Source organism: Micromonospora sp. NPDC005172, from assembly GCF_040608555.1.
Taxonomy (GTDB): domain Bacteria; phylum Actinomycetota; class Actinomycetes; order Mycobacteriales; family Micromonosporaceae; genus Micromonospora.
Genome location: NZ_JBEXIL010000008.1, coordinates 156,363 through 178,312 on the forward strand (window position 1 = coordinate 156,363; position 21,950 = coordinate 178,312).

Annotated in this window: 21 protein-coding genes and 1 pseudogene; 13 read left to right on the top strand and 9 right to left on the bottom strand. The window is 71.5% G+C overall.

Going from position 1 to position 21,950, the window contains the following annotated elements:
* Positions 1-29 precede the first annotated feature (29 nt).
* The gene (locus tag ABZV06_RS08200; RefSeq protein WP_355241296.1) at positions 30-368 is read right to left on the bottom strand and encodes an immunity 53 family protein; all 339 of its coding nucleotides are present in this window, start codon (positions 366-368) and stop codon (positions 30-32) included.
* Positions 369-1,342: 974 nt separating this feature from the next.
* Between ABZV06_RS08200 and ABZV06_RS08205 the strand changes: the two genes are divergently transcribed.
* Positions 1,343-1,609 carry a hypothetical protein gene (locus tag ABZV06_RS08205; protein ID WP_355241298.1) on the top strand — a complete coding sequence of 89 codons (267 nt, stop codon included), beginning with the start codon at positions 1,343-1,345 and terminating at the stop codon, positions 1,607-1,609.
* Here the strand turns inward: ABZV06_RS08205 and ABZV06_RS08210 are convergent.
* From ABZV06_RS08210 to ABZV06_RS08230, 5 genes are all read right to left on the bottom strand, one after another.
* Positions 1,552-1,989, bottom strand: coding sequence for a hypothetical protein (locus ABZV06_RS08210; protein WP_355241301.1), 438 nt, complete (start codon positions 1,987-1,989; stop codon positions 1,552-1,554). The two genes, ABZV06_RS08205 and ABZV06_RS08210, sit on opposite strands and share 58 nt — an antisense overlap.
* 146 nt (positions 1,990-2,135) lie before the next feature.
* On the bottom strand, positions 2,136-2,576 hold the full coding sequence (locus tag ABZV06_RS08215) for a hypothetical protein (RefSeq protein WP_355241304.1): 441 nt from the start codon (positions 2,574-2,576) through the stop codon (positions 2,136-2,138).
* An 82-nt stretch (positions 2,577-2,658) separates the two neighbouring features.
* Positions 2,659-4,110, bottom strand: coding sequence for an RICIN domain-containing protein (locus ABZV06_RS08220; protein WP_355619690.1), 1,452 nt, complete (start codon positions 4,108-4,110; stop codon positions 2,659-2,661).
* A gap of 197 nt (positions 4,111-4,307) precedes the next feature.
* A complete protein-coding gene (locus tag ABZV06_RS08225) occupies positions 4,308-5,051 on the bottom strand; it encodes a class I SAM-dependent methyltransferase (RefSeq protein ID WP_355241310.1) in 744 nt (247 codons plus the stop codon).
* Between the two features lie 328 nt (positions 5,052-5,379).
* Positions 5,380-5,733 (bottom strand): hypothetical protein, encoded by a 354-nt coding sequence (locus tag ABZV06_RS08230; RefSeq protein WP_355241313.1) that lies wholly within the window; start codon positions 5,731-5,733, stop codon positions 5,380-5,382.
* Positions 5,734-5,855: 122 nt separating this feature from the next.
* On the opposite strand from ABZV06_RS08230, the gene ABZV06_RS08235 reads away from it, so the two are divergent.
* Together ABZV06_RS08235 and ABZV06_RS08240 are read left to right on the top strand one after the other, a co-directional pair.
* Positions 5,856-6,404 carry a hypothetical protein gene (locus tag ABZV06_RS08235; RefSeq protein WP_355619693.1) on the top strand — a complete coding sequence of 183 codons (549 nt, stop codon included), beginning with the start codon at positions 5,856-5,858 and terminating at the stop codon, positions 6,402-6,404.
* Positions 6,405-6,446: 42 nt separating this feature from the next.
* Positions 6,447-7,076 (top strand): HAD-IA family hydrolase, encoded by a 630-nt coding sequence (locus ABZV06_RS08240; RefSeq protein WP_355241318.1) that lies wholly within the window; start codon positions 6,447-6,449, stop codon positions 7,074-7,076.
* An 11-nt stretch (positions 7,077-7,087) separates the two neighbouring features.
* Here the strand turns inward: ABZV06_RS08240 and ABZV06_RS08245 are convergent, their stop codons facing one another.
* Positions 7,088-8,020 (bottom strand): phosphotransferase, encoded by a 933-nt coding sequence (locus ABZV06_RS08245; RefSeq protein ID WP_355619696.1) that lies wholly within the window; start codon positions 8,018-8,020, stop codon positions 7,088-7,090.
* A gap of 161 nt (positions 8,021-8,181) precedes the next feature.
* Here ABZV06_RS08245 and ABZV06_RS08250 point away from each other — a divergent pair, with 161 nt between their 5' ends.
* Both ABZV06_RS08250 and ABZV06_RS08255 read left to right on the top strand, forming a co-directional pair.
* The gene (locus ABZV06_RS08250) at positions 8,182-8,670 is read left to right on the top strand and encodes a GNAT family N-acetyltransferase (protein WP_355619699.1); all 489 of its coding nucleotides are present in this window, start codon (positions 8,182-8,184) and stop codon (positions 8,668-8,670) included.
* Positions 8,671-8,733: 63 nt separating this feature from the next.
* Positions 8,734-9,876, top strand: coding sequence for a polysaccharide pyruvyl transferase family protein (locus tag ABZV06_RS08255; RefSeq protein WP_355241326.1), 1,143 nt, complete (start codon positions 8,734-8,736; stop codon positions 9,874-9,876).
* A gap of 7 nt (positions 9,877-9,883) precedes the next feature.
* Here ABZV06_RS08255 and ABZV06_RS08260 read toward each other — a convergent pair whose 3' ends face one another.
* The gene (locus tag ABZV06_RS08260; protein ID WP_355241329.1) at positions 9,884-10,090 is read right to left on the bottom strand and encodes a hypothetical protein; all 207 of its coding nucleotides are present in this window, start codon (positions 10,088-10,090) and stop codon (positions 9,884-9,886) included.
* Between the two features lie 117 nt (positions 10,091-10,207).
* On the opposite strand from ABZV06_RS08260, the pseudogene ABZV06_RS08265 reads away from it, so the two are divergent.
* The 3 genes and pseudogenes from ABZV06_RS08265 to ABZV06_RS08275 all read left to right on the top strand — a co-directional run.
* Positions 10,208-10,339: pseudogene (locus ABZV06_RS08265) on the top strand (DUF664 domain-containing protein); the annotation flags it as partial.
* Positions 10,340-10,503: 164 nt separating this feature from the next.
* Positions 10,504-13,947 (top strand): DEAD/DEAH box helicase, encoded by a 3,444-nt coding sequence (locus ABZV06_RS08270; RefSeq protein ID WP_355619702.1) that lies wholly within the window; start codon positions 10,504-10,506, stop codon positions 13,945-13,947.
* On the top strand, positions 13,944-14,834 hold the full coding sequence (locus ABZV06_RS08275; RefSeq protein ID WP_355241335.1) for an SWIM zinc finger family protein: 891 nt from the start codon (positions 13,944-13,946) through the stop codon (positions 14,832-14,834). The genes ABZV06_RS08270 and ABZV06_RS08275 overlap by 4 nt, the downstream gene beginning before the upstream one ends.
* Positions 14,835-14,838: 4 nt before the next feature.
* Here ABZV06_RS08275 and ABZV06_RS08280 read toward each other — a convergent pair whose 3' ends face one another.
* The gene (locus ABZV06_RS08280) at positions 14,839-15,096 is read right to left on the bottom strand and encodes a DUF3040 domain-containing protein (protein ID WP_234586377.1); all 258 of its coding nucleotides are present in this window, start codon (positions 15,094-15,096) and stop codon (positions 14,839-14,841) included.
* 429 nt (positions 15,097-15,525) lie between these two features.
* Here ABZV06_RS08280 and ABZV06_RS08285 point away from each other — a divergent pair, with 429 nt between their 5' ends.
* The 5 genes from ABZV06_RS08285 to ABZV06_RS08305 are packed head-to-tail and all read left to right on the top strand — an operon-like array spanning position 15,526 to position 21,850.
* On the top strand, positions 15,526-17,649 hold the full coding sequence (locus tag ABZV06_RS08285) for a DUF1800 family protein (RefSeq protein WP_355619704.1): 2,124 nt from the start codon (positions 15,526-15,528) through the stop codon (positions 17,647-17,649).
* 8 nt (positions 17,650-17,657) lie between these two features.
* Positions 17,658-19,040 (top strand): DUF1501 domain-containing protein, encoded by a 1,383-nt coding sequence (locus tag ABZV06_RS08290; protein WP_355241341.1) that lies wholly within the window; start codon positions 17,658-17,660, stop codon positions 19,038-19,040.
* Positions 19,037-20,455, top strand: a complete 1,419-nt coding sequence (locus ABZV06_RS08295) for a ferric reductase-like transmembrane domain-containing protein (RefSeq protein WP_355619707.1) — start codon at positions 19,037-19,039, stop codon at positions 20,453-20,455. The genes ABZV06_RS08290 and ABZV06_RS08295 overlap by 4 nt, the downstream gene beginning before the upstream one ends.
* Positions 20,456-20,466: 11 nt before the next feature.
* Positions 20,467-21,078 carry an FMN-binding protein gene (locus ABZV06_RS08300; protein WP_355241347.1) on the top strand — a complete coding sequence of 204 codons (612 nt, stop codon included), beginning with the start codon at positions 20,467-20,469 and terminating at the stop codon, positions 21,076-21,078.
* A 49-nt stretch (positions 21,079-21,127) separates the two neighbouring features.
* Complete coding sequence (locus ABZV06_RS08305; RefSeq protein ID WP_355241350.1) at positions 21,128-21,850, top strand: FAD:protein FMN transferase; 723 nt, start codon at positions 21,128-21,130, stop codon at positions 21,848-21,850.
* The last annotated feature ends 100 nt before the right edge of the window (positions 21,851-21,950 follow it).

A 21,950-nucleotide genomic window follows, 5' to 3' on the forward strand; every position in this document is an offset into this window, starting at 1 on the left:
AGCCGGCGAAGTGGACGCTCCTGTTTCTGTCAAGCCTGCGGCCGGGGCACCCGGGTCGTAGTCTCGACCCACTGCCGAAACAGGTGTAGCGCCTCGCCGAGGTTGAGTGGCCCACACGCTGCCCTGAACTGGTCTTCGGCGACCCAGGTCATGACCCACTCGTGCTCGCTCCTACGGAGCTCCTGCCGCTCGTAGGCCGTCCCCGACAGTGCCGTATCGCCCAGGTCGATGCGGACCGACCAGCCGGGGTTGTCGAGCGTTTCGATCTGAATGCCGTATTCGTGTTCCCACTCGCCATCGCACTGAGTCGCGTACCAGGCTTGCAGCCAGGACCAGACCCCCGGCGCTAGCTCGTCGTGATCATGCATTCCGTAGTCCTGATCTCGCTGTGGTTCGTCGGCGTCGAGTAAGGGTAGGTCTCGCGGGCGATGTAGCGCTTGAGGCAGAGTCGCCCGGCATGCAGCTGGGTGCCTGACCCGCAAGCCAGGTTGTTCGTCGTCGGTATCACGGAGCTGGATGGAGCCTGGCTCTGGCAGTCACGGGCCTACCCGGGTACGACCCCCAGCTGGAGCTGTCGTTGTCCGATGCCCTCGCGCGGCCGGAGCTTGCCGTCGCCGTCTTCGACGGGGTCGCGGGGTCCTTCGCGGAGCGAGGGATTTCCAGTCCCCGCCACGGCTGAGTGACTATCTGGGTGACGACGGGTACGAGCGGCGGTGGGCGTGCGCGAACGATCGTGGACGGTTGCCGCAGGTGCATGCTCATGACAGCGCAGGTCGGCGAGCCGTGTTGGTTGCCTGGGGGCCAAAGGGGTCGACGGTTCTTGCGTTACGTCGAGCGCTGTCACGCTAAAGGCCGCAGCCGGCTGTCCAGCCCGCCATCCGTCGCTCAGCGCCTTGCGGATAACTGCGGCGACCATCGATGGACGGACAGGGACCGGCGGCCCGCCGATCCAATTGCTCGGATGGTTCTGGGGCATGTCGACTAGCAGTACGCTGCCCTTGCAGTCGGCTTGCTCAACGGCGAGGGTGAGTGGTCGCTCACCGAGCGCTTGGGCGTAGGTTGGCCTTCGGCGCACCCGCCACCTGTAGACCACGCTGTCGACGGTGATGAGCCGAGAGCCCTTCTTGGTCAACGCCACCGTCGATCCTCTCGCCGTCGGATGCTAGGACGACAGCTAATCACTCCGTATCGGCAGGTGGGGCACACAGGGGATCACAAGACATCGTCAAACGCCGTCAACCAGCCACCAACGATGGCAGCCCAAGACGCCGCATGAGCAGGTGTGGGGCGGCATTGCCGCTGGTAACGCGGCAGCGGCACTGAGTCCCTCTTCAACGTCTGAATGCTCCTCCTCTACGCGCCAGGAGCGTGGCTCGGGCTGAGCGGGCCGTTCCTCGCTGGCCTACTCTCGGGTATGACCGACGACAGACGATGGCAGCTACTCGAAGACGTGATCGAGGCGGTCGTCCACGGAGAGGTGGCCGGCAACGCCGACACCTTCTCGATCCGCCGAATGAGCGAAGAGCCCGAGATCGAGGTCACCGTCGGCGATCACGCGACGGTGTATCGGATCACCGTCTCCCGGTCTACCCGTCCTGCTGACGGCTGACTCGACGAGGCGGGCCAGCGGGCAAGGCAGCAGCCCAGAGACCAACAGGTTCGAACGGGGCTAGTTAGGAAGGGCCGGCTGGACGGTTTGCCGTCCGACTCGCCCGTGGTCTCGCCGACGGCCGCGGCGATCAGATGCTGCCCTGCGGGCAGGAGGGCGACCCGTCGTCGGACACGCTTCGCGTGCAAGATCCGGTACTTCAGGCTCTCGATCTCCACCACCGCGCACTCGTCGCCTGGTTCGTCGACGGAGGACAACTCCACTGTCACCGGCCAGCCTTCCTTGCCAGCCTTGTAGAGCCAGACCTCGAAGGCGCGTTGCTTGCCGTCATCCTCGGATACCCGGGCGATGATCTCGATCGGGTCTGTCCGGCTCTCCATCGTCGTCCTTCGCTTTGGACTGAGGTCGGTGGGCAACAGGGGGTGCAAGCCCCGGCCGAGATGCCGCTCACTCGACAACTATCGGCGGCCCGGCCGAGCCTCGGCATTCGCATTGCGAAGCGGGGGTGCAAACCTGGCCCGGACCTTCAGGCGGCACCATCAAGAAGATGATCAGTAGGGCTGTAGTTGATCTTCCAGTCGGCATAGACGCCCATCGTGCCATCCTGAACGCACCGTAGTCCGACGCTGATCCAGCGAACCTCACCCTCCGCGTACAGGGCGAAGCCGACGGCGACCTGGAAAACTTCGCCGCCGCATGGGCACGCGCAGTCGCCCGGCTCGGCGTCCATCCAGTAGTCCGCGCTGTCCGCGACGAAGGCACTTTCGCCACAGGCCACGCAGCTCACCTCGGCGCAGCCCTCCTCGTCGTCGACGAGGACGGCGAAGGTCGTGCCCGCACACCGGGGGCAGATCACCTCCTTGACCCGCGCTACCGGGTAACCGCCGGGCTTGAACTCGCGGAGATAGTCGGCAAGGTCCGTGAAGTCCTCGCCCCGCCAGAACTCGCCTTTTCTGTCGATCGCCACCGGCGCAGCTTGCCGTGTGCGCCCAACGGTGTCGAGAGGAGGCGGCGGTGCGTGTAACGGCCAGGGAGCCGGTTCCGCGATGTCAGGACTGGGTGCGGGTCCACTGCTGGTTGGTACCGCTGCCGCAGGTGTACTGGGTGATGTCGGTGCCGTCTGCCGTGCCGCTGCTCACCACGTCCAGGCATTTGCCGCTGTGTCGGGCGCGCAGCTGGTAGTAGCTGCCGGTGGCGACCCACTGCCACTGCTGGTTGGCGCCCGCGCCACAGGTGTACTGGACGACGTTGGCGTTGTTGGCGGTGGCGGCGTTGGCGACGTCGAGGCATTTGCCGCTGTTCTGGTTGACGATCCGGAAGTAGCCGTCGCCGGTGTCGCGGAATTCCCACTTCTGGTTCGCGCCACCGTTCCAGGACCATTGTCTGACTTCGGCGTTGTCGGTGACGGCATGGTCCAGCACGTCGACCACCTTGCCGCTGTTGCGGTTGGTGATGCGGTAGGAGAGCGGCGCCTCGCCGCTGCCCGTGACGGTGCCCGCGTCGGCGTCGATGGTGATGGTGGGATACCAGGTCAGGCTCATGGTCGTGGCGGAGGGGAAGGCGATCGGCAACCACACGTACTGGGAGTCGTTGACCGGCCCGCCCCAGGCGCCGGCCCAGCGGTCGCCGAGGTAGAGGTAGCTCGTCGTCGACGTGCCCTGGATGGGGAGCACGAAGGCCGACTGGGAGCGGAAGGTGGTCGAGTCCCCGACGTTGGTCATGCCGGTCCACGGACCGGAAATGCTGGACGCTGTGGCGTACCTGGCCTGGTTCGGGCTCCAACCGGTCAGGCCCGAGGTGAGCAGGAAGTAGGTGCTACCGCGCTTGAACAGAGCCGGCGCCTCGCGGTTGCCGTCGTTCCAGAAGTTGCCGACCAGCGTGGCCGCAGTGAGGTAGTCGACGCTGAGGCGGTAGATGAGCAGGTCGCGGTTCTCGTCGCCAGCCGAGATCATGTAGGCGGTGCCGCCGTCGTTGTAGAGCGTGATGTCCCTCGACATGTTGCCCAGCGGCCGGAAGCTGCCGTGGTAGGTGTAGGTGCCGTCGATGGTGGCCGAGGAGGCGACGGCGGCCCTGGCCTCGCCGTAGTCGCTGCCGTTCTCCTTGTGCATCCACATCACGTACCGGTTGGTGCTGGCGTTGTAGATGACCTTCGGCCGCTCGATGTTGGCCGACTGCAGTTCCGCCGCCGACGACTGGGTCAGCACGTTGTTGCGAAACTCCCAGTCGCGCAGGTTGGTCGAGCGGTAGACGGAGACCGCCCGGAACGTGTTGTTGGCGTTGCGGTTCTCGCCGAACCAGTAGTAGTAGTCGCCGACCTTGAGCACCCCACCGCCGTGCGCGTGCAGCAGGTTGCCGGTGGTGTCGGTGAACTGCGTGCCGTTCTGGATCGTGACCGGCGCCGCCTGGGCCGGGGCGGCGGCCATGGTGGTGACCGCCACGATCGCCGTTCCGACCAGGGTGAGCGCTGCCACCAGGGATGAAAGCAGTCTGTTGCGTCTCACGACGTTCGTCCTTCCGTGGGCGGGCGGCGACCGCCGCCGGCAGCGGAGCGACCCCTGGACTCCGGCGCGATCGTCCGGACCAATTCATGCATCAATGTACATCGATTGTTTCGACCGCATCACCCGCCGGCTGGCGCCGTCGTGGCAGACCAGTGGGGGAGGCGGACGGAGCTGGTCGACTGACCTGGGTCGCGGCGTCAGGCGCGTTCGGCGACCAGCACCCGGCTGTGGGCGAGTGACGTGGCACGCCGGATCGGCAGGCCGAGTGCTCGCGCCGTGTCGAGCAGGTCGTGGTCGCCGGTGACGGTGAAGCCGTGTCGGGTGAGCAACGCGGTCATGGCGGCCGGTGTCCAGGTCGAGCGCCACGGCTCGGTCGCCCAGAAGCTGCGCCGCCCGGTGGACGCCATCAGCAACCGTGCGACGAGCCGACCCAGCGTCAGTGACGTCCCGGGAAGCTGGAAGTTGACGACGAGGCGGCTCGTCGGCGCCGAGCAGGCGGCGAGCGCGGCGACCGTCGTGGACACCTCGGCAGCCGTCAGGTACGGCACGACGCCCTCCCAGATCCACGTTGTCGGTTCGTCGGGGCGATGCCCCGCGGCTGCCAACGTCTCGACGAGCCGGTCCTGGCCGAAGTCCACCGCCACGAACGTCGGTGGCGTGCCGGGCAGCCCCTCGGCGCGTTCGCGCTTGTCCCGCTGGCTGTTCGGCTGGTCGACCTCGAAGACCGTCCGGTCCGCGAGTTCGGGCATCCGCCAGGCGCGACCATCCAGCCCGGCCCCCAGGATCACCATCTGCGAGCTGCGGTGGTCACATATGGCGTCGTCGATCGCGACCGTGCGGGGCACCATCATCTCGGCGCAGGCCCTGGCAGACGAGCACCGCCGTGCGGCTCGCAGACGGCGTCTCCGGCATCGCTCGCGCTCCTGTCCGAGCCGCGGCATCGGCGGCTCGGTCCGACGTTACCGTCGGACCGAGCCGCCCGGACTGCTGCCTCGGTCCGCGATCAGCAGTTGACCGCGCCGGATAGCCTTCGCGGCTATGGGAGCGATCAAACCGTGGCACCTTGCGGTCTTGAGTATCTGTTGTCTGCTGCCGCTGGCGGTGGCTGTCGCCGGTGGAGTCTGGGCCGTACGCCGGAACCGCACCCGGCGCTGAGTCGAGGGGACGCACAGCTCAGCAACCCTGTTGACGTCCCCAGCCATGGCCACCGTCGACGAGCACGGTCAGGAGTACGCGCGGCACGTCGGGCAGACGACGCGGCGTCTGGGCTCAGACGACCACCGAAGAGCCGAAGGCGAATTCGATCCAGTCTTCGGCGCAGTAGGCGAAGCTGCTCTTGCCGCCCGACTTCCACGGCCCGAGGACCGTCCGCCAATTGCCGTTGTTGTCCTCGCAGTAGACCTTGGCGCGGTACTGCCGGCTGCCGCCACCGGTGCAGCCCGCCCATGCGCCCCAACGGCCGATGCTGGAGTCGTGGAAGTAGCCAGAGTTGCAGTCCATCGCCGCCACGGTCGACGCGCTGGCCATCGCTGGTGCGGCGGCGGTGGCGGTGAGCATGGCCGGTACCGCGGTCAGCAGCGCGACTGCCGTGGCGGCACGACGAAGCCTGGTCCGTTGTCCCATCAGAACCCCCGTGAATCGAAAATAATCGACAAGCCTAAATTCGATATCGGATGTTGTCCAGGATGGGTCACCGGTCACCTCCCGCCGAGGACCGATGCGTGAACCACCGCCAGACTGGGCGCGTGCAGGACACCGTCGCCATCGCGCTGATCACCTCACTGTCCACGTTGGCCGCCGCCGCCCTGACCGGGCTGATTGCCGCCCGCAGCACCCGCCGGCAGCTGGCCCACCAGCTCACCATCGCCCGCGAGGAGAGCGCCGAGGTGTCCGCGGCGCGGCGCGAGGAGCTGCGGCGCGACGCGTACGTCGGGTTCCTGAGCGCCTGCGACGCGGCGTACCGGCGGTTGGACCGGCGGTGGGTCGAGCCCGGCGCGGACGGGCTCACGAGCGGCTACGACGAGACGTACGTGGCGATGCGCGCCGTGGACGAGGCGTACAACCTGGTGTTGCTCCAGGGCCCGGCGGACGTCGCGGCGGCGGGCCGGTCGGTGGTGGCCAGCCTGACGACGGAGTACGCCGAGCAGCGCCGGCTCGCCGACGAGCCGGGCGACGCGGCGGCGTCGCTGCGCGACCGGCAGCGTGAGCGCTGGCTCGCCGCCATCGAGGTACGGACCAACCGCCGCGTCGCGTTCGTCGACGCCGCGCGTCCCGCCGTCGACCGCGAGGGCTGACGGGACGCCCCCTATGCTCGGGCGGGAACAGGGGGTGGTCACGTGGATCTGTCCGGCATCGGCGCGGTGCTCTTCGACATGGACGGCACCCTGGTCGACTCCGACGCCGCCGTCGAGCGGGCCTGGGAGCGCTGGGCGTCCGAGTACGCCGTCGAGCCGGCGGCGGCACTCGCGATCGCCCACGGCAGACCCGCCGACCAGACGATCAGGCGGCTCCTTCCCGCGCTCGACGACGCCGCGGTCGCCGTGGCGGCGGCACGGCAGTTGGCGTTGCAGTACGACGACCTGTCCGACGTGACGGCCACCCCGGGCGCGCTGGAGCTGCTGTCGACGTTGGCCCGGTTGGGGTTGCCCTGGGCGGTGGTGACCAGTGCCGACGTCCGGCTGGCCGAGGCCCGGCTCGGTGCTGCCGGCATCACCGCGCCCGTCCTGGTCACCGTCGAGGACGTGCGCGCGGGCAAGCCGGCCCCCGAGGGCTACCTGCGCGCCGCCGCGCTGCTCGACGTGCCACCGGTGCGCTGCCTGGTCGTCGAGGACGCCGAGGTCGGGTTGCAGGCCGGGCGCGCGGCCGGCGCGATGACCGCTGCCCTGAAGGGGCTCGACGCCGACCTGCGCCTCGACGACCTGGGGCAGTTGGCGCGCCACCTGGAGTCGGCGCCCACCGCACCCTGACCGGCCCGGCGTCAGCCGAGGCGGGCAGCCAGCCAGGGGAGCAGCGCGTCGGCCTGGGCCTGCTGGAACGCCCGTATGGCGGGGATGCCGGGCGGCGGCGGACGGCGGGCGCTGTCGGCGAAGAAGGCGGCCAGCCCGGCGTACACCCCGGTGAGCGCGGCCGGGTCGACGTCGGCGGTGAGCGGCAGCCGTCGCAGCATCGCCTCGGTGTCGTGCCCGCCGTGCAGCCGTACGTTGACCAGCAGCAACGCGGTGTCCAGCCAGGCCGGCCCCCGGCACGCCCACGGCCAGTCGACGACGGTCACCGCGCCGGACGCGTCGAGCAGCAGGTTGTCGGCCCGTACGTCCACGTGGCAGAGCGTGTCCCCGCCCAGCGCGGCGACGCCCTCGTCGGCGGCGGCCCGCAGCTCGTCGAGGTGCGCCCGTGCCCACGGGTCGAGTCGTGGCGGCGGGTCGGCGGCGATCCGGTGCCAACCCGCGAAGTCTCCGGTCAGCAGTTCGGCGGCGGAAGGGACGTGTGCGACGGGGCTCGGGGTGAGCGCGACGGCCATCGCCTCCAGCGTCGTCAGCACACGGCTCAGCTCGTCGGCCCGCCACGGGACCGTCGGGTGTCGCCCGTCCACGTCGGAGAAGACCAGCGCCACCCACTCGCCGTCGTCGTGGCAGCCCAGCAGGCGGGGCGTCGGCGCGGTCGCCGGAAGCGCGCCGGCGGTGCGGGCCTCGGCGCGGTGCATGACCGGGCTGTCGGGGTTCTGTGCCGGGCTGACCGCCTTCACGAACGCCCGTCGGCCGGTCGCGGTGCGGACCCGGTCGGCGGTGCCCGGCGAGTAGCCGCCCGACTGGGACACCGCCTCGACCACCCGATCACCGATGATGCCCTCCACGGCGGATCTGACCGCCGCCGGTAGATCACCCCAGCCGATCCGCGTCGCTGTCCCCTGCATCCGGCCACGGTGCGCCCGGTCCGGCCCGGCGAACAACCCATTTCCCGGGACTTCCCGGCGGATCGGGCGGGTCGAGGCCCCGCCGCGGGTATCCCGCTGGCGACGTCTCGCGTGGTTCTGCTGCACTACGTGCCGGATCGGAGATCGAAGGGGAGGCCCTGGTGGAGTTGACAGTGACGCCGATGACCGAGCAGGAACTGGCCCGGCTGTGGGAACCGCTGGAGGTGGGATACGCCGAGGACCTGGTCGCGCACCGGGGCATGACCTCGGAGGCGGCCCGGGAGCGGTCGGCGCAGCAACTGCGGGAAGGACTGCCCGCCGGCGCGGCCAGCGAGGGGGTCCTGCTGCGGATGGCGCGGGTCGACGACACCGAGGTCGGATGGATCTGGGTGACCCTGCCCGGCGCGACGGGCGTGGTCGGCTCGACGCAGGCGTGGATCCACAACATCGAGGTGGATCCGGCGCACCGGGGGCGTGGGTACGCGCGCCGGATGATCCAGCTCATCGAGGCGGAACTGGCCAATCTGGGCGTACCCGAGCTGGGGTTGAACGTCTTCGGCACGAACACCGTCGCGATCGGGCTCTACCGGAGCCTGGGTTTCGAGGTCACCGCTCAGCAGATGGCGAAGCGGATCGACCCAACGAGCTGAACCGGGACTGTTCACCTGCCCAGCGGGAAACCCGCGCGGACCGCACCTGGGGAGGAGCGACGGATGACGCACGGCGCCGGACTGACCATCGGTGTGCTCGGCTCGTACGGCGGCCGGAACCTCGGCGACGAGGCGATCCTCACCGGCCTGCTCACCGATCTACGCACGCAGGAACCGAACGCCCGGATCATCGTCTTCTCCCGCCACCCGGAACACACCCGGGCCGCCCACCCGGACGTGGAGGCGGTGCCGTGGGAGGGCGTCAGCCGCACCGACTCGGCGTTGGTGCTGGCTCAGCTCGACCTGCTCATCCTGGGCGGCGGCGGCATCCTCTACGACCGGGAGGCCCGCCGCTACCTGCGGGTCGTCCGGGTCGCCCAGGAACGCGGCCTGCCCCTCATCACCTACGCGGTGGGGGTCGGGCCGCTCAGCGACGCGGTCGACACGGGCATGGTCCGCGAGACCCTCGCCGGCGCGACCCAGGTGACCGTCCGGGACCAGGAGTCCCGGATGGTCCTGGAGGAAGCCGGACTGCTCAACCCGATCACGGTCACCGCCGACCCGGCGTTCCTCCTGGAGCCGGCCGACTTCCCGGCGCACCTGCTCAGCGAGGAGGGGGTGCCGGCCGGCAAGAGGCTGGTCGGGATCAGCGTGCGGGAGCCGGGACGGGCCGCGGAACGCCTCGACGTCGACGGCTACCACCGGCTGCTCGCCCAGATCGGTGACTTCCTGGTGCACCGCATCGACGCGTACGTCCTGTTCGTGCCGATGGAACGCGACGACATCCGGCACGCGCACGGGGTGCTGTCGCACATGGTCGCCGCCGAGCGGGGGCGAATCCTGCACGGCACCTACTCGCCGGAGCAGGTGCTCGGGCTGATGCGCCACTTCGACCTCGCCGTCGGCATGCGCCTGCACTTCCTGATCTTCGCGGCGATGGTGGGTACGCCGTTCCTGCCGCTGCCGTACGCCGGAAAGGTCTTCGACCTGGCCCAACGGCTCGGCGTACCGGCGCTGCGCGGTGTGGAACGGGAGGTGGAGGGGCCGCTGCTGGCCGAGGTCGACCGCCTCTGGGACGAACGTGCGGAGCGCGCCGAGGCCACGGCCCGCCGGGTCGCCGAGGTCTGCGAGCAGGCCCGCGGCACCTCCGAGGTCACCCGCGGCGTGTTGGACCGGCTGCGCAACCGGACCCTCACCCGCGCCTGACCCGCGGTCACACCGCCGGGCCGGTCCACCGGTAGAGCCACTCGCGGGCCTCCTCGCGGGCGGACTCCAACTCGTAGATCTGCGCCTCGGCCAGTCCACCGGGTCCGAGGTGGTGGTGGGTGAGCGGCGGGCGGCCGTTGGTGTCCAGTTCGACAGTGACGGTCTGCCCGTCCGCCGTGCCGCCGACGAGGGGAATCTGCACGGAGGAAGCCATGCGCCCATCCTGCCCGCCGTGCAGCCGGCTCGCAGCGGGATGGGGGCAGCGCGAGGGTTCGCCGCGGCTAGGGTCGGCGACGTGACCGAGCAGACCATCGATCCAACGCTCGGACCCGTGCGCGCCCGCGTCGGCGACGAGCGCGCCATCCTGGAGTCGTTTCGTGGTGTCGTGCTGCGCAAGCTGCGCGGCCTGTCCGACGCCGAGGCGGCCCGCCGGCTGGTGCCCTCCGCGACGACACTCGCCGGGCGCGCTCTGAGCCTGGCGGTAACCCTCGACTCGTCGATCTTGCACTTTCTGTCCCGACGTAACGGGCATTACCACGCAGGTCGACGACAGAAACCGCAAGATCGGCGCGGGCTTGTCGCGCGGGGCCGCCTATCCTGGGCCGGGGCGGCGACGAGGGGGAGTACGTGCTGGTCATCCACGGGCTGTGGCTGCCCGGCTCCGGGCTCGCCGTGTGGGGCGAGGACAGCACCGCGCCGGTGCCCGTCGCGCGCTCCGGCCGGGCGCCCCGGGAGCGCCCGCACCCCTTCGCCGCCGGGCACGCCAACCTGGTCGCGGCCCTCGCCGACGCCGCCGAGCCAGCTCGCCCGGCCACCGCGCTGCTCACCCTGCCCACCCGGGCGGGCGCGCCGACCGACTCGCCCGAGCTGATCCGGACCACCGTCGCACCGCCGGCCCGCGGTCGGCTCACCCTCGCCGCGTGGCGGGTGCCCACCCTGGTGTACGCCCCAGACGACGCCCTGCCCCTGCTCCGCTCCCTGGACGAACTCCCGGTGGTGCCCGGGGCGACCCTGCGGCACCTCGCCGAACTGGCCGACTTCGCCGCCGACCTGGTGGCCCGGGGCCGCGTCCTGCCGGGCGTCCACGCGCCGACCGACACGAACGCCCTGACCGCCGCCGACCCAGCTGGTGCCGCCCCGGCCGGTGTCGATCGGGCCGACCCGGCCGCTGCCGACCCGGCCGCCGCCGCCTTGGTCGCTGCCGCCCCGGCCGCTGCCGTCCCGGCCGGTGTCGATCGGGCTGGTGCCGGCGTGGCCCGCTCCGTCGACGAGCGGGGCCAGATAGTGGCGCGGGCGGTGTGGCGTCCGCTGCTCACCGGCACCGACGCCGCCTGGGCGCGCTCGCTGGCGTTGGCCCTGCCGCCGGCCGCCCGCGCCGCTGCGGTCGCTCCTGCGCCCCCTGCCGCCACACCGCAGGCCTCCGCCGCCGCGGTCGCTCCTGCGCCTGCGCCGCTGGCCCCTGCCGCCAAGCCGCCGGCGGTCGCCGCTGCCGAGGCCGCCGCCGGAGCGGTGGTTGCCCGAGCGGTTGACGATGCCGCCGACGGTGAGCTGACCGTCGCCGCGCTCGTGGCGGACGCGCTCGACGCGCTCACCGACGCCGCCGCGCGGGCCGCCCTCTCGAGCACCACCCTGGCCCGGGGACTGCGTCCGGGTGGACCCGCGCCGGCCTGGCTGGCCGCGCTGGCCGGGCCCCGCCGCGACTTCACCCTCGACCGGGCGGCGCTGGATCTCCTGCGTAGCGAGCTGGACGACTGGCAGCGTGACGCGGCCGGTGGGGCCGTGCGGGCCAGTTTCCGGCTGGTCGAGCCGGCCCCCGACGAGGTCACCGAACCGATCCTGGCCACTCGTCCAATGCCGGGCGACGTGTCGCCTCCGTTCGTCCGCAGGGACGGCCCTGAACTGGCCGAGGGTGGCGCGCGGTGGCGGTTGGAGTTCGGGTTGCAGGCCGCCGACGAGCCGGGCCTGCACGTCGACGCCGCCGAGGTCTGGCGGGCGCTAACGCTCGATGGTCCCGCCGGCCGTACCGGTAGCCCGCAGGAGACCCTGCTCGCCGAGCTGGGTCGGGCCAGCCGACTCTGGCCCGACCTGGACACCGCGCTGCGCACCGCCGCGCCCGAGGCGATGGAGTTGGACGTCGAGGGCGCGCACCGGTTCCTCAGCGAGGGCGCCCCGGTGCTGCACGCGGCCGGCTTCGGAGTGCTGCTGCCCTCCTGGTGGCAGCGCCCGTCGGCGCGGCTCGGCGCTCGGCTGCGCGCCCGCAGCCGTACCGCGCCCGGCACGGTGGCCGGCACCGAGGCCGGTGTCGGGTTGGACGCGCTCGTCGACTACCGCTGGGAGATCGCGCTCGGCGACCAGCCACTGTCGGCCGAGGAGTTGGCGGCGTTGGCCGAGCTGAAGACCCCACTGGTACGGCTGCGTGGCCGGTGGGTGGAGCTGGACCCGGGGCGGCTCGCCGCCGGTCTGCGCCTGCTCCGCTCGGCCGGCGAGCTGACCGTCGCCGACCTGCTGCGCCTGGGGCTCACCGACGGCGACGACACCGGTGCGCTCCCGGTGCTGGAGGTGAGCGCCGACGGGGCGTTGGGCGACCTGCTCGCCGGGGCGGTCGAGCACCGGCTCACCCCGCTCGACCCGCCGCCGGGCTTCGCCGGGACGCTGCGGCCGTACCAGCGGCGGGGGTTGGCCTGGCTGGCCTTCCTGCGGTCGCTGGGGCTCGGCGGCGTACTGGCCGACGACATGGGGCTGGGCAAGACCGTGCAGCTGCTCGCGCTGCTCGCCGGAGATCCGCCGGACACCGGGCCGACGCTGCTCGTCTGTCCGATGTCGCTGGTGGGCAACTGGCAACGGGAGGCGGCGAAGTTCACGCCGGGGCTGCGGGTGCACGTACACCATGGGGCGGAGCGGGCGCGGGGGGCGGAGTTCACGACGGCCGCGCACGGCGCGGACGTGGTCCTCACCACCTACTCGGTGGCTGCCCGGGACGCCGTCGACCTGGCCGGCATCGACTGGCACCGGGTGGTGGTGGACGAGGCGCAGGCGATCAAGAACGCCTCCACCCGGCAGGCCGAGGCGGTCCGCGCGCTGCCGGCCCGGCAGCGGGTGGCGGTGACGGGTACGCCGGTGGAGAACCGCCTCGCCGACCTCTGGTCGATCATGCAGTTCGCCAATCCGGGGCTGCTCGGCCCGGCCGCGACGTTCCGCAAGCGGTTCGCCGAGCCGATCGAGCGGCACGGCGACGCGGAGGCCGCCGAGCGGCTGCGCCGGATCACCGGCCCGTTCGTGCTGCGCCGGCTCAAGACCGACTCGTCGATCATCTCGGACCTGCCGGAGAAGTTGGAGATGGAGGTGGTCTGCAACCTCACGGCCGAGCAGGCGGCCCTCTACCGGGTGGTGGTCGACGACATGCTCGCCCGGATCGAGACCAGCGACGGCATCGAGCGCCGCGGACTGGTGCTGGCCACCATGACCCGGCTCAAACAGGTCTGCAACCACCCGGCCCAACTGCTGCGCGACGGCTCCCCGCTGGACGGACGCTCGGGCAAGCTGGCCCGGCTCACCGAGATCCTGGAGGAGGTCCTGGCGGCGGGGGAGCGGGCGCTGCTGTTCACCCAGTACGCGGAGTTCGGCGCGATGTTGCGCGGGCACCTGTCCGCGCGCTTCGGCCGGGAGGTGCTGTTCCTGCACGGTGGGCTCGGCAAGGCCGAGCGGGACGCCATGGTGCAGCGCTTCCAGTCCGCCGAGGGGCCGCCGCTGTTCGTGCTGTCCCTCAAGGCCGGCGGCACCGGCCTCACCCTGACCGCCGCCAACCATGTGGTGCACGTCGACAGGTGGTGGAACCCGGCGGTGGAGGACCAGGCCACCGACCGGGCGTTCCGGATCGGGCAGCGGCGACGGGTGCAGGTCCGCAAGTTCGTCTGCGCGGGCACGGTCGAGGAGAAGGTGGCCGCGCTGATCGCCGACAAGCGCAGCCTCGCCGAGCGGGTCGTCGGCACCGGCGAACAGTGGATCACCGAGCTGTCCACCGGTCAGCTCCGGGACCTGTTCGCCCTGGAGGCCGGGGCGGTGGTGGAGTGAGCGACCGGTTCGCCGACTACGGTCGCCCCCGCAAGGTCGACGGAGGGCTGAAGGCACGCAGCACCCGGGGTGCCATCGGGCGGTCCTGGTGGTCCCGGCGGTTCCTGGAGGTGCTGGAGTCGTTCGCCCTCGGTACCCGGCTGACCCGCGGCCGGTCGTACGCGCGGGCCGGTCAGGTCCTCCGGCTCGACGTCGCACCCGGTCGGGTCACCGCCCAGGTGCAGGGCTCCCGACCGCGGCCGTACGAGGTCTCCATCGCGCTGGAGGTGTTCCCGGAGGCGCTCTGGTCCCGCATCGAGGACGAGCTGGCCGGGCAGGCGTTCTTCAGCGCCCGCCTGCTCGCCGGGGACCTTCCCGACGAGCTGGAGGAGCTGTTCGCGGCGGCGGGCGCTCCGCTGTTCCCAGCCGGCGTCGACGAGCTGACCCAGCGCTGCAACTGCCCCGACTTCGCCGTGCCGTGCAAACACCTCGCGGCCACGTTCTACCTGCTCGCCGAGGCGTTCGACGCGGACCCGTTCGAGCTGCTGCACTGGCGTGGCCGATCCCGCGCCGACCTGCTCGGCCGGCTACGCGCCCGCCGAGCCGAGGCGGCCGGCACGCCTACATCGCCCACGCAGATCTCCATCGTGGACATACGCCCCTCGGCGGTCGACGTCCTGCCAGCGGCCGGCGCGTCCCGGGCGCTCGCCGGGCTGGCCGCCACCGGTGTCGCGGAGGCGGTGGACCGCTTCTGGGCGTCACCCGTGCCGTTGCCCGACCGGCCACCCCGACTGGCGACCGGGCCGGATCTCCTGCTGCGCCAGCTCGGTCCGCCGGCACCGGCCATCGGCGGGCCCGGCCTACTGGAACGGCTGCGTCGCGCGTACCGTGCCTTCGGACCGGGGTGAACCGTCACGTCCAGCGGCGGCGGAACCGCCACATGATCGCCGCGTTGGCCACCAGCACCACCGCGCAGATCGCGCCGGCCAGCCGCCCGGCGAACACGGCCATCGCCGGCAGCGACGCCCACAGCACGATGGTCAACAACATCAGATATCGGCCCCGACGGGCCCGGACCCGATGGTCGAGTCGGGCGAAGAATGCCGGGTCGCTCTCCCGGAGCTGACGGGTGATCTGGTCGAACCTGCGCTGATCCTCTTTGCTGAGCATGGCGCTGCCTTCCCCTCACGCGTTCAGCGGTTCGGCGGCATACCCGCTGCGGCGGCGGCTCACGCTCGCTCGCTCCTCCTACTTTTCCTAGGTGAGGCAACCTCACGTCCGGCTTATCCGAACCTTAAGTTTGCCTGTGGTGGTGAACAGCGAAGATCGTGACGCGTACGGCGGCGCGGTCCGATCCGTACCCGGCTGCCGCGCGTCCGCCCTGCTGGGAAGGTCGGAGCCCGGACCGAACGGCCCGCCGGCCACGAATGCCGTGGTGAGGGCTGTCTTAAGTGCCGTCACGGGCGTGTTCGGCCCGCCTTGAAGGCACCTGAGCGCTTGGTTACCTTGCCGTAGCAACCCCCTCAGGCAACAGTCGCCGCACCTGCCGCACCCGCTCGGTCGCAGCTTCCGGCGCTCATCAGAAATCGGGATTGGTACATGGCCGACCAGAATGTGCCACCACGTCGACCGCGGGACGACCGCGGCTGGGACGGACGCCAGCACCACACCTCGGACACGTACGGCGACCCCACCGCGTCCGGGTCGTACGGATACGACTCGCCCCACCCCTACCAGGGCGGCTACCCGGCGCAGGGCGACCCGCGCGAGCAGTACGCCGACGGGTACGCGTACGACGCCCAGCCCGCTCCCGCCCCGCGTGGGCCGCAGTGGGTCGGCCCGGAGGGCCTCGGCCGTCCCGCCCCGTCCGGCCCGGCCGGCGCCGGTCTGCCCACTCTGGACGACGACGACCAGCCGGGTCGCAAGGTCGGCCGGCGCAAGGCCATGGCGGCCCTCGGTGGCACCGCCGCCGTCGTGGCCGGTGGCGCGGCGCTCGCCATGACCCCGCAGTTCCGCGACCTCTTCGGTGACGAGGCGTCGGCGGACGCGACCGGCAGCACGGTGACCGACGGGACCGCGGCGCGACCCAGCGGCCAGCAGCCCAGCACGGTGCGTACCTACACCGAGCAGAACGAGAGCTACATGGGCTCGCGCGCCGGTGAGGCGCTGAAGAAGAACGCGCCCGCCGGTGGTCGTACCTTCTCCGGCCCGGCGGCGGCCGCCGCGGCGACCACGGTGACCGTCAAGACCGTGCTCGCCAAGGACCCGATCCTGCACCTCGCCCGGCGGGCCACCTTCGGGGCGACGCCCGCCGTGGTCGCCGACATCAAGCAGCAGGGCATCGACGCGTGGCTCCGGGGGCAGCTCGCCCCGGACAAGATCGAGCCGAGCAAGGCCGAGCTGAAGCTCGCCGAGCTGCCCACCCAGACGCTCTCCGTGCAGCAGTTGCGCGACCAGCGGGACAAGCTCAACGACCAGGGCGCCCAGCCGGAGCGGGAGGTCGTCGACGCGACCCTGGCCCGGCAGATCTGGTCGAAGCGTCAGCTCTTCGAGGTGATGGTCGACTTCTGGAACGACTACCTGCACGTCGCCGCCGACTTCGACGGCGGGGAGGTCTACCGGACCTCGTTCGACAAGGACGTCGTGCGCAAGCACGCGCTCGGCAGCTACCCGGAGATGCTGGTCGCGGCGAACAAGCACCCCGCGCTGCTGATCTACCTGAACCAGAAGGACTCCCGCAAGGACGCCATCAACGAGAACCTCGCCCGCGAGAACCTCGAGCTGTACTCGGTCGGGGTCGACGGCGGCTACAAGGAGGGTGACGTCCGGCAGGCCGCCATGCTCCAGACCGGCCGTGGCGTCGACGACAAGGGCCAGTACGTCCTGCGCGTCAACCAGCACTACATGGGCAAGGTGAAGATCCTCGGCTTCACCCACCCCAACACGTTCAGCATCAAGGACATCAACAACCCGACGGCCAAGGAGATCGCCGCCGTCGACGCGGCGATCGACAAGTACATCACCTACATCGCGCTGCACCCCTCGACCGCGAAGTACGTGGCGCAGAGCCTGGCGACCCGGTTCGTCTCGGACACCCCGCCGAAGTCCCTCGTGGACCGGCTGGCCAAGACGTACAGCAGCAACAACGGCATGATCAAGCCGGTGCTGATGACGCTGTTCAGCTCGTCCGAGTTCTGGGCGGCGGTGGGCCAGAAGGTGCGCCGCCCGATGGAGTACCTGGTCGCCACGTACCGCACCCTGGGCGTCTCGCCCGAGGCGTCGGCCAAGAACGACAACGGCGACAACAAGCGCACCCCGTTCGCCCGGGGCCTGCGGCAGATCCACGACAAGCTGCGCGAGCTGGGCCAGTACCCGATGGGTCAGCCCACCCCGGATGGCTACCCCGACGTCTACATCGCGTGGACCTCGGCCGGCACGATGGTCAACGGCTGGAACGAGGCCGGCGAGATCGTGGCGGGCTACCGCACCGTCTTCACGTACACCGCGCCGGAGAAGCTGGTCAAGCCGCCGGCGACCGCCGGGGCGTACGTGGACGCGCTGTCCCTGCGGCTCGTGGGCCAGAAGCTGAGCACCCGGGAGAAGAACCTCATCCTCGGCGTGGCCGGTGTGTCGGCGACCGCCAAGGTCGACGCCACGTTCAACGGGGCCATCACCGCCGTCGCGCGGGCGATCCTCGCTTCCCCCCAGCACCACCTCCGGTGAGGCACCCGATGGAGAAGACTGTGTACAACTCTTTCCCCCTGCACCCCGAATGCCCCGACGTGCGACGGCTGGCCGACAACCCGGCCGAGGCGCTGCTGCGCGCGGAGGCCGACCTCGTGGCCGCCGAGAACGCGGCCGAGGCCGACCGCTACCGCCGGCTGGAGGACCTGGAGGAGGCCCAGCAGGACGGGCGCGGCGTCACCCGACGGACCTTCGTCGCCGGTGCCGCGGCCACCGCCACCGCCCTGGCCACCGCCCAGTTCGTCACCACCTCGGCGTCGTTCGCGGCGACCAAGACCGGCACGCTGATCCACGTCTTCCTGTACGGCGGCCTCGACGGGCTGAGCCTCGTCGCGCCGGACGGCGACGCGGTGCTCGCCAAGGCCCGGCCCGACCTGCTGCTCGGCAACGACTCGCTGGCCCTGAGCCGCGGCTTCAAGCTGACCAGCGCGTTCAAGCCGCTGGAGAGCTTCCTGAAGGCCGGTCAGTTGGGCTTCATCCCTGCGGTCTCCGACGAGCGGCTGTCCCGCAGCCACTTCCAGGCCGCCGACGCCTGCAACCTGGGTGGGCTGCCCAACGAGACGGGCGGCCGGGGCTGGCTCGACGGCCTGGTCGACAACCTGGGCAAGGGCACCGCGTTCCGCAGCGTCGGCATCGGCAGCACCCTGCCGCGCTCGCTGGTCGGCAACAACGGCGCGCTCTCGCTGAACAGCGTCGGCTCGCTGCGCCTCAACGGCGACGACAAGTTCCGCGCCGCCACCGAGAAGGCGATCAAGGGACTCTTCACCGGGATCAACCACCCGGTCGAGGAGGCCGTGCAGGAGGGCATGGGCGCGCTCGCCACCGCGCAGAAGCTCGCCGCCAAGCCGTACCAGCCCGCCACGGGCGTCAAGTACGAGGGCATCGGCAACGCGTTCCAGCAGCTCGCGCAGCTCATCAAGGGTGGTGCGAACGTCCGGGTCGCCACCGTCGGCATGGGCGGCTACGACACCCACGAGAACCAGGGCACCCAGAGCGGTGGTCAGCTGCACCGCCGGCTGAACGAGCTGGCCAGCGCGATGGCGGCGTTCTTCACCGACCTCGGTCCGCAGGCCGCCGACGTCACCGTCATGGTGTCCAGCGAGTTCGGCCGCCGGGTCGGCTCGAACACCGGCGGCACCGACCACGGCCACGGCGGCGTGGTCACCGTCCTGTCCGGCAAGAAGCTGGCCGGGTCGCTGCTCGGCACGTGGAACGGCCTCAGCAAGTTGGACTCCGGCGACGTGCCGGAATACAACAACATGTTCAATGTCTACGGTTCCCTGGCGCAGGGTCGCTTCGGGCTCACCAACGCCGAGGTGCAGAAGGTGTTCCCGCGCATGAAGTTCGCCCCGATGAAGCTGTACGCGTGACGCATTCGCACACCCACGCCGCCGGCCGCCGCACCGGGACCTCGTCCCGGCACGGCGGCCGGTCGGCTGCTCCCGTACCCCCGCAGGTCCCGGAGCGGCGCGGACCCGGCGGCCGACGGCTGCTCGCCGCGCTGCTGGTGATCGGGCTGCTGGCCAGCGTGCTGCCGTGGTGGCTGGGCACCCCGGCCGGATCGCTGCGCAGCAGCGCGGCGACCCTCACCGCGGCCGGCCGGATCACCGGCCTGATCGCCGGCTACCTGCTGCTCGTGCAGGTGCTGATGATGAGTCGCCTGCCGGTGCTGGAGCGGTGGATCGGCGGCGAGCAGATCGGCCGCTGGCACCGCGACATCGGCGCGACGCTGCTGGTCGCCGTGCTGGCGCACCTGTCGCTGATCGTCGTCGGGTACGCCGACCTGCGCAACCACTCGGTGCTCGCCGAGGTGGGCACGCTGCTCGGCGACTACGAGGACATGCTCTCGGCGTTCGTCGCCGCGGGCATCATGATCGTTATCGGGTTCAGCAGCATCCGGGCCATCCGTCGGGCGCTGCCCTACGAACTGTGGCACCTGCTGCACCGGTCGAGCTACCTGGTGCTGCTGCTCGGCTACGGGCACCAGTTCACCCACGGCGCGCAGCTCTACAAGCCGGGCCCGGTACGCACCGGCTGGATCGCGCTCTACCTGCTGGTTGTCGCCGCGGTGCTCTGGGGTCGGGTGATCACGCCGCTGGCGTTCAACCTGCGCTACCGGCTGCGCGTCGCCGACGTGGTCGCGGAGAGCCCGGACACCATCTCCATCTACCTCACGGGTGAGCGGCTGGGCCGACTCGCCATGCTCGGCGGGCAGTACTTCCGCTGGCGCTTCCTCACCCCCGGCTCCTGGTGGCAGTCGCATCCGTTCTCCGTCTCGGCCGCCGCGAACGGCCGTTGGCTGCGGCTCACCGTCAAGGTCGTCGGTCGCCACACCGCCGACCTGCGCGACCTCGAACCGGGGACCCGGGTGTTCGCCCAGGGCCCGTCGGGGACCTTCACCGCCGCACACCGGCTGCGCGAACGCGCGCTGCTGATCGCCGGCGGCAGCGGCATCACGCCCATCCGGGCCATGCTGGAGGAACTGCCACCGGGCGCCGCCCTGATCTACCGGGCCCGCACCCCGGCCGACGTGCTGCTCAGCCGGGAGCTGGACTGGCTGGCCCAGGAACGCGACGCGTCGATCTGGTACGTCATCGGCTCCCGCGACGACCCCGGCCCCCGCCAGCTCATGAGCCCCGACGGGCTGCGTCAACTGGTGCCCGACGTCGCCCGGCGCGACGTCTACCTCTGCGGGCCGTCCGGGCTCGTCGAGCTGTCGGTGCGCGCGCTGCGCGGCGCCGGTGTGCCCCGCCGGCAGATCCACCTGGCAACCTTCGAACTGTAGGAAGGCATCGCATGCGTCGCGCGTTGCTCGCGATCACCGGTCTGGCCGCCACCACCACCGCCCTGGTGGTGTTCAAGGGCTCGCCGGGCACCACCCAGGTCGCCCAGAACCTGCCGTCGGCGCAGCCGGTCAACCCCAGCGGACCGGCCGCCGACCCGAGCGTCGCCCCGGACGCCCCCGGTGGCGACCCGGCGGACGGGCCGCCGACGCCGTCGGCGACCGCCGACGCGCCCGCGTCGCCGAAGCCCGGCCGGACGACCGCCCGGCCGTCCGGCACGAAGACCACCGCGAAGACACCGACCGCGCCGAAGACCACCAAGGCCCCGCAGCAGCCCACCACCCGCCGGATCACCGGGCCGACCGTGGACACCGCCGCCGACTACGGGTACGTGCAGGTGCAGATCGTGGTCTCCGGCAACAAGATCGTCGACGCGGTGACGCTGTCGCTGCCCAGCGGCGGCGAGTCCGACATCCACAGCGGTGACGTCAGCAGCGCCTACAACGGCAGCGGTGGTGAGGTGGTCAAGAAGCAGAGCGCCAACCTCAACACCGTCTCCGGTGCCACCGCGACCAGCAACGCGTACAAGACGTCGCTGCGAGCCGCCATCGAGCAGGCGTTCTGAGGTGTCGGCGGCGACGACGCGTCCCGGACTGTGCCGGGTCGAACAGATCATGGGTACGACGATCACCGTGGACCTCGCCGACGACCTGCCCTCCGCGCGCCTGCGTGAGCTGGCCGACGACGTCGTCGCCTGGATGCACGAGGTAGACGACCGGTTCACCACGTACCGGGCGGAGAGCGAGGTGTGCCGGTTCGACCGGGGCGAGGTGCTGCTCTCCGAGGCGTCGGCCGACCTGCGCTTCGTCCTGGAGGCCTGCGCCGACCTGTGGGGCGTCACCGACGGGTTCTTCGACGCGTACGCCACCGGCGGGCTCGACCCGTCCGGGTTCGTGAAGGGCTGGGCGGCCCAGGTCGCCTCGGACCGGCTCCTCGCCGCCGGCGCGGCGAACCACTACGTCAACGCCGGCGGGGACGTCCGCGCACGGGGCTTCTCGCCGACGGGGGAGCCGTGGCGCATCGGCATCCGGCACCCCTTCGACGAGATGGCGACCTGCCTGGTGCTCGCCGGCACCGACCTGGCGGTGGCCACCTCCGGCGTCTACGAGCGGGGACGGCACGTGCTGGACCCTCGTCGGGGCGCGCCGGCCAGCGGGCTGCGCTCGGTGACGGTGGTCGGCAGCGACCTGGGCGTCGCCGACGCCTACGCCACCGCCGCCCTGGCCATGGGGACGGCGGGGATCGGCTGGCTGGACCGGCTGACCGACCACACCTACGCGGTCATCACCGACGACGCCCGCCAGTTCCACTCCGCCGCCCTCCCACTAACGCCCTAACCACCCCACCCCACCCCATCCCGCACCCCGCACCCCGCACCCCGCACCCCGCACCCCGCACCCCGCACCCCGCACCCCGCACCCCGCACCCCGCACCCCG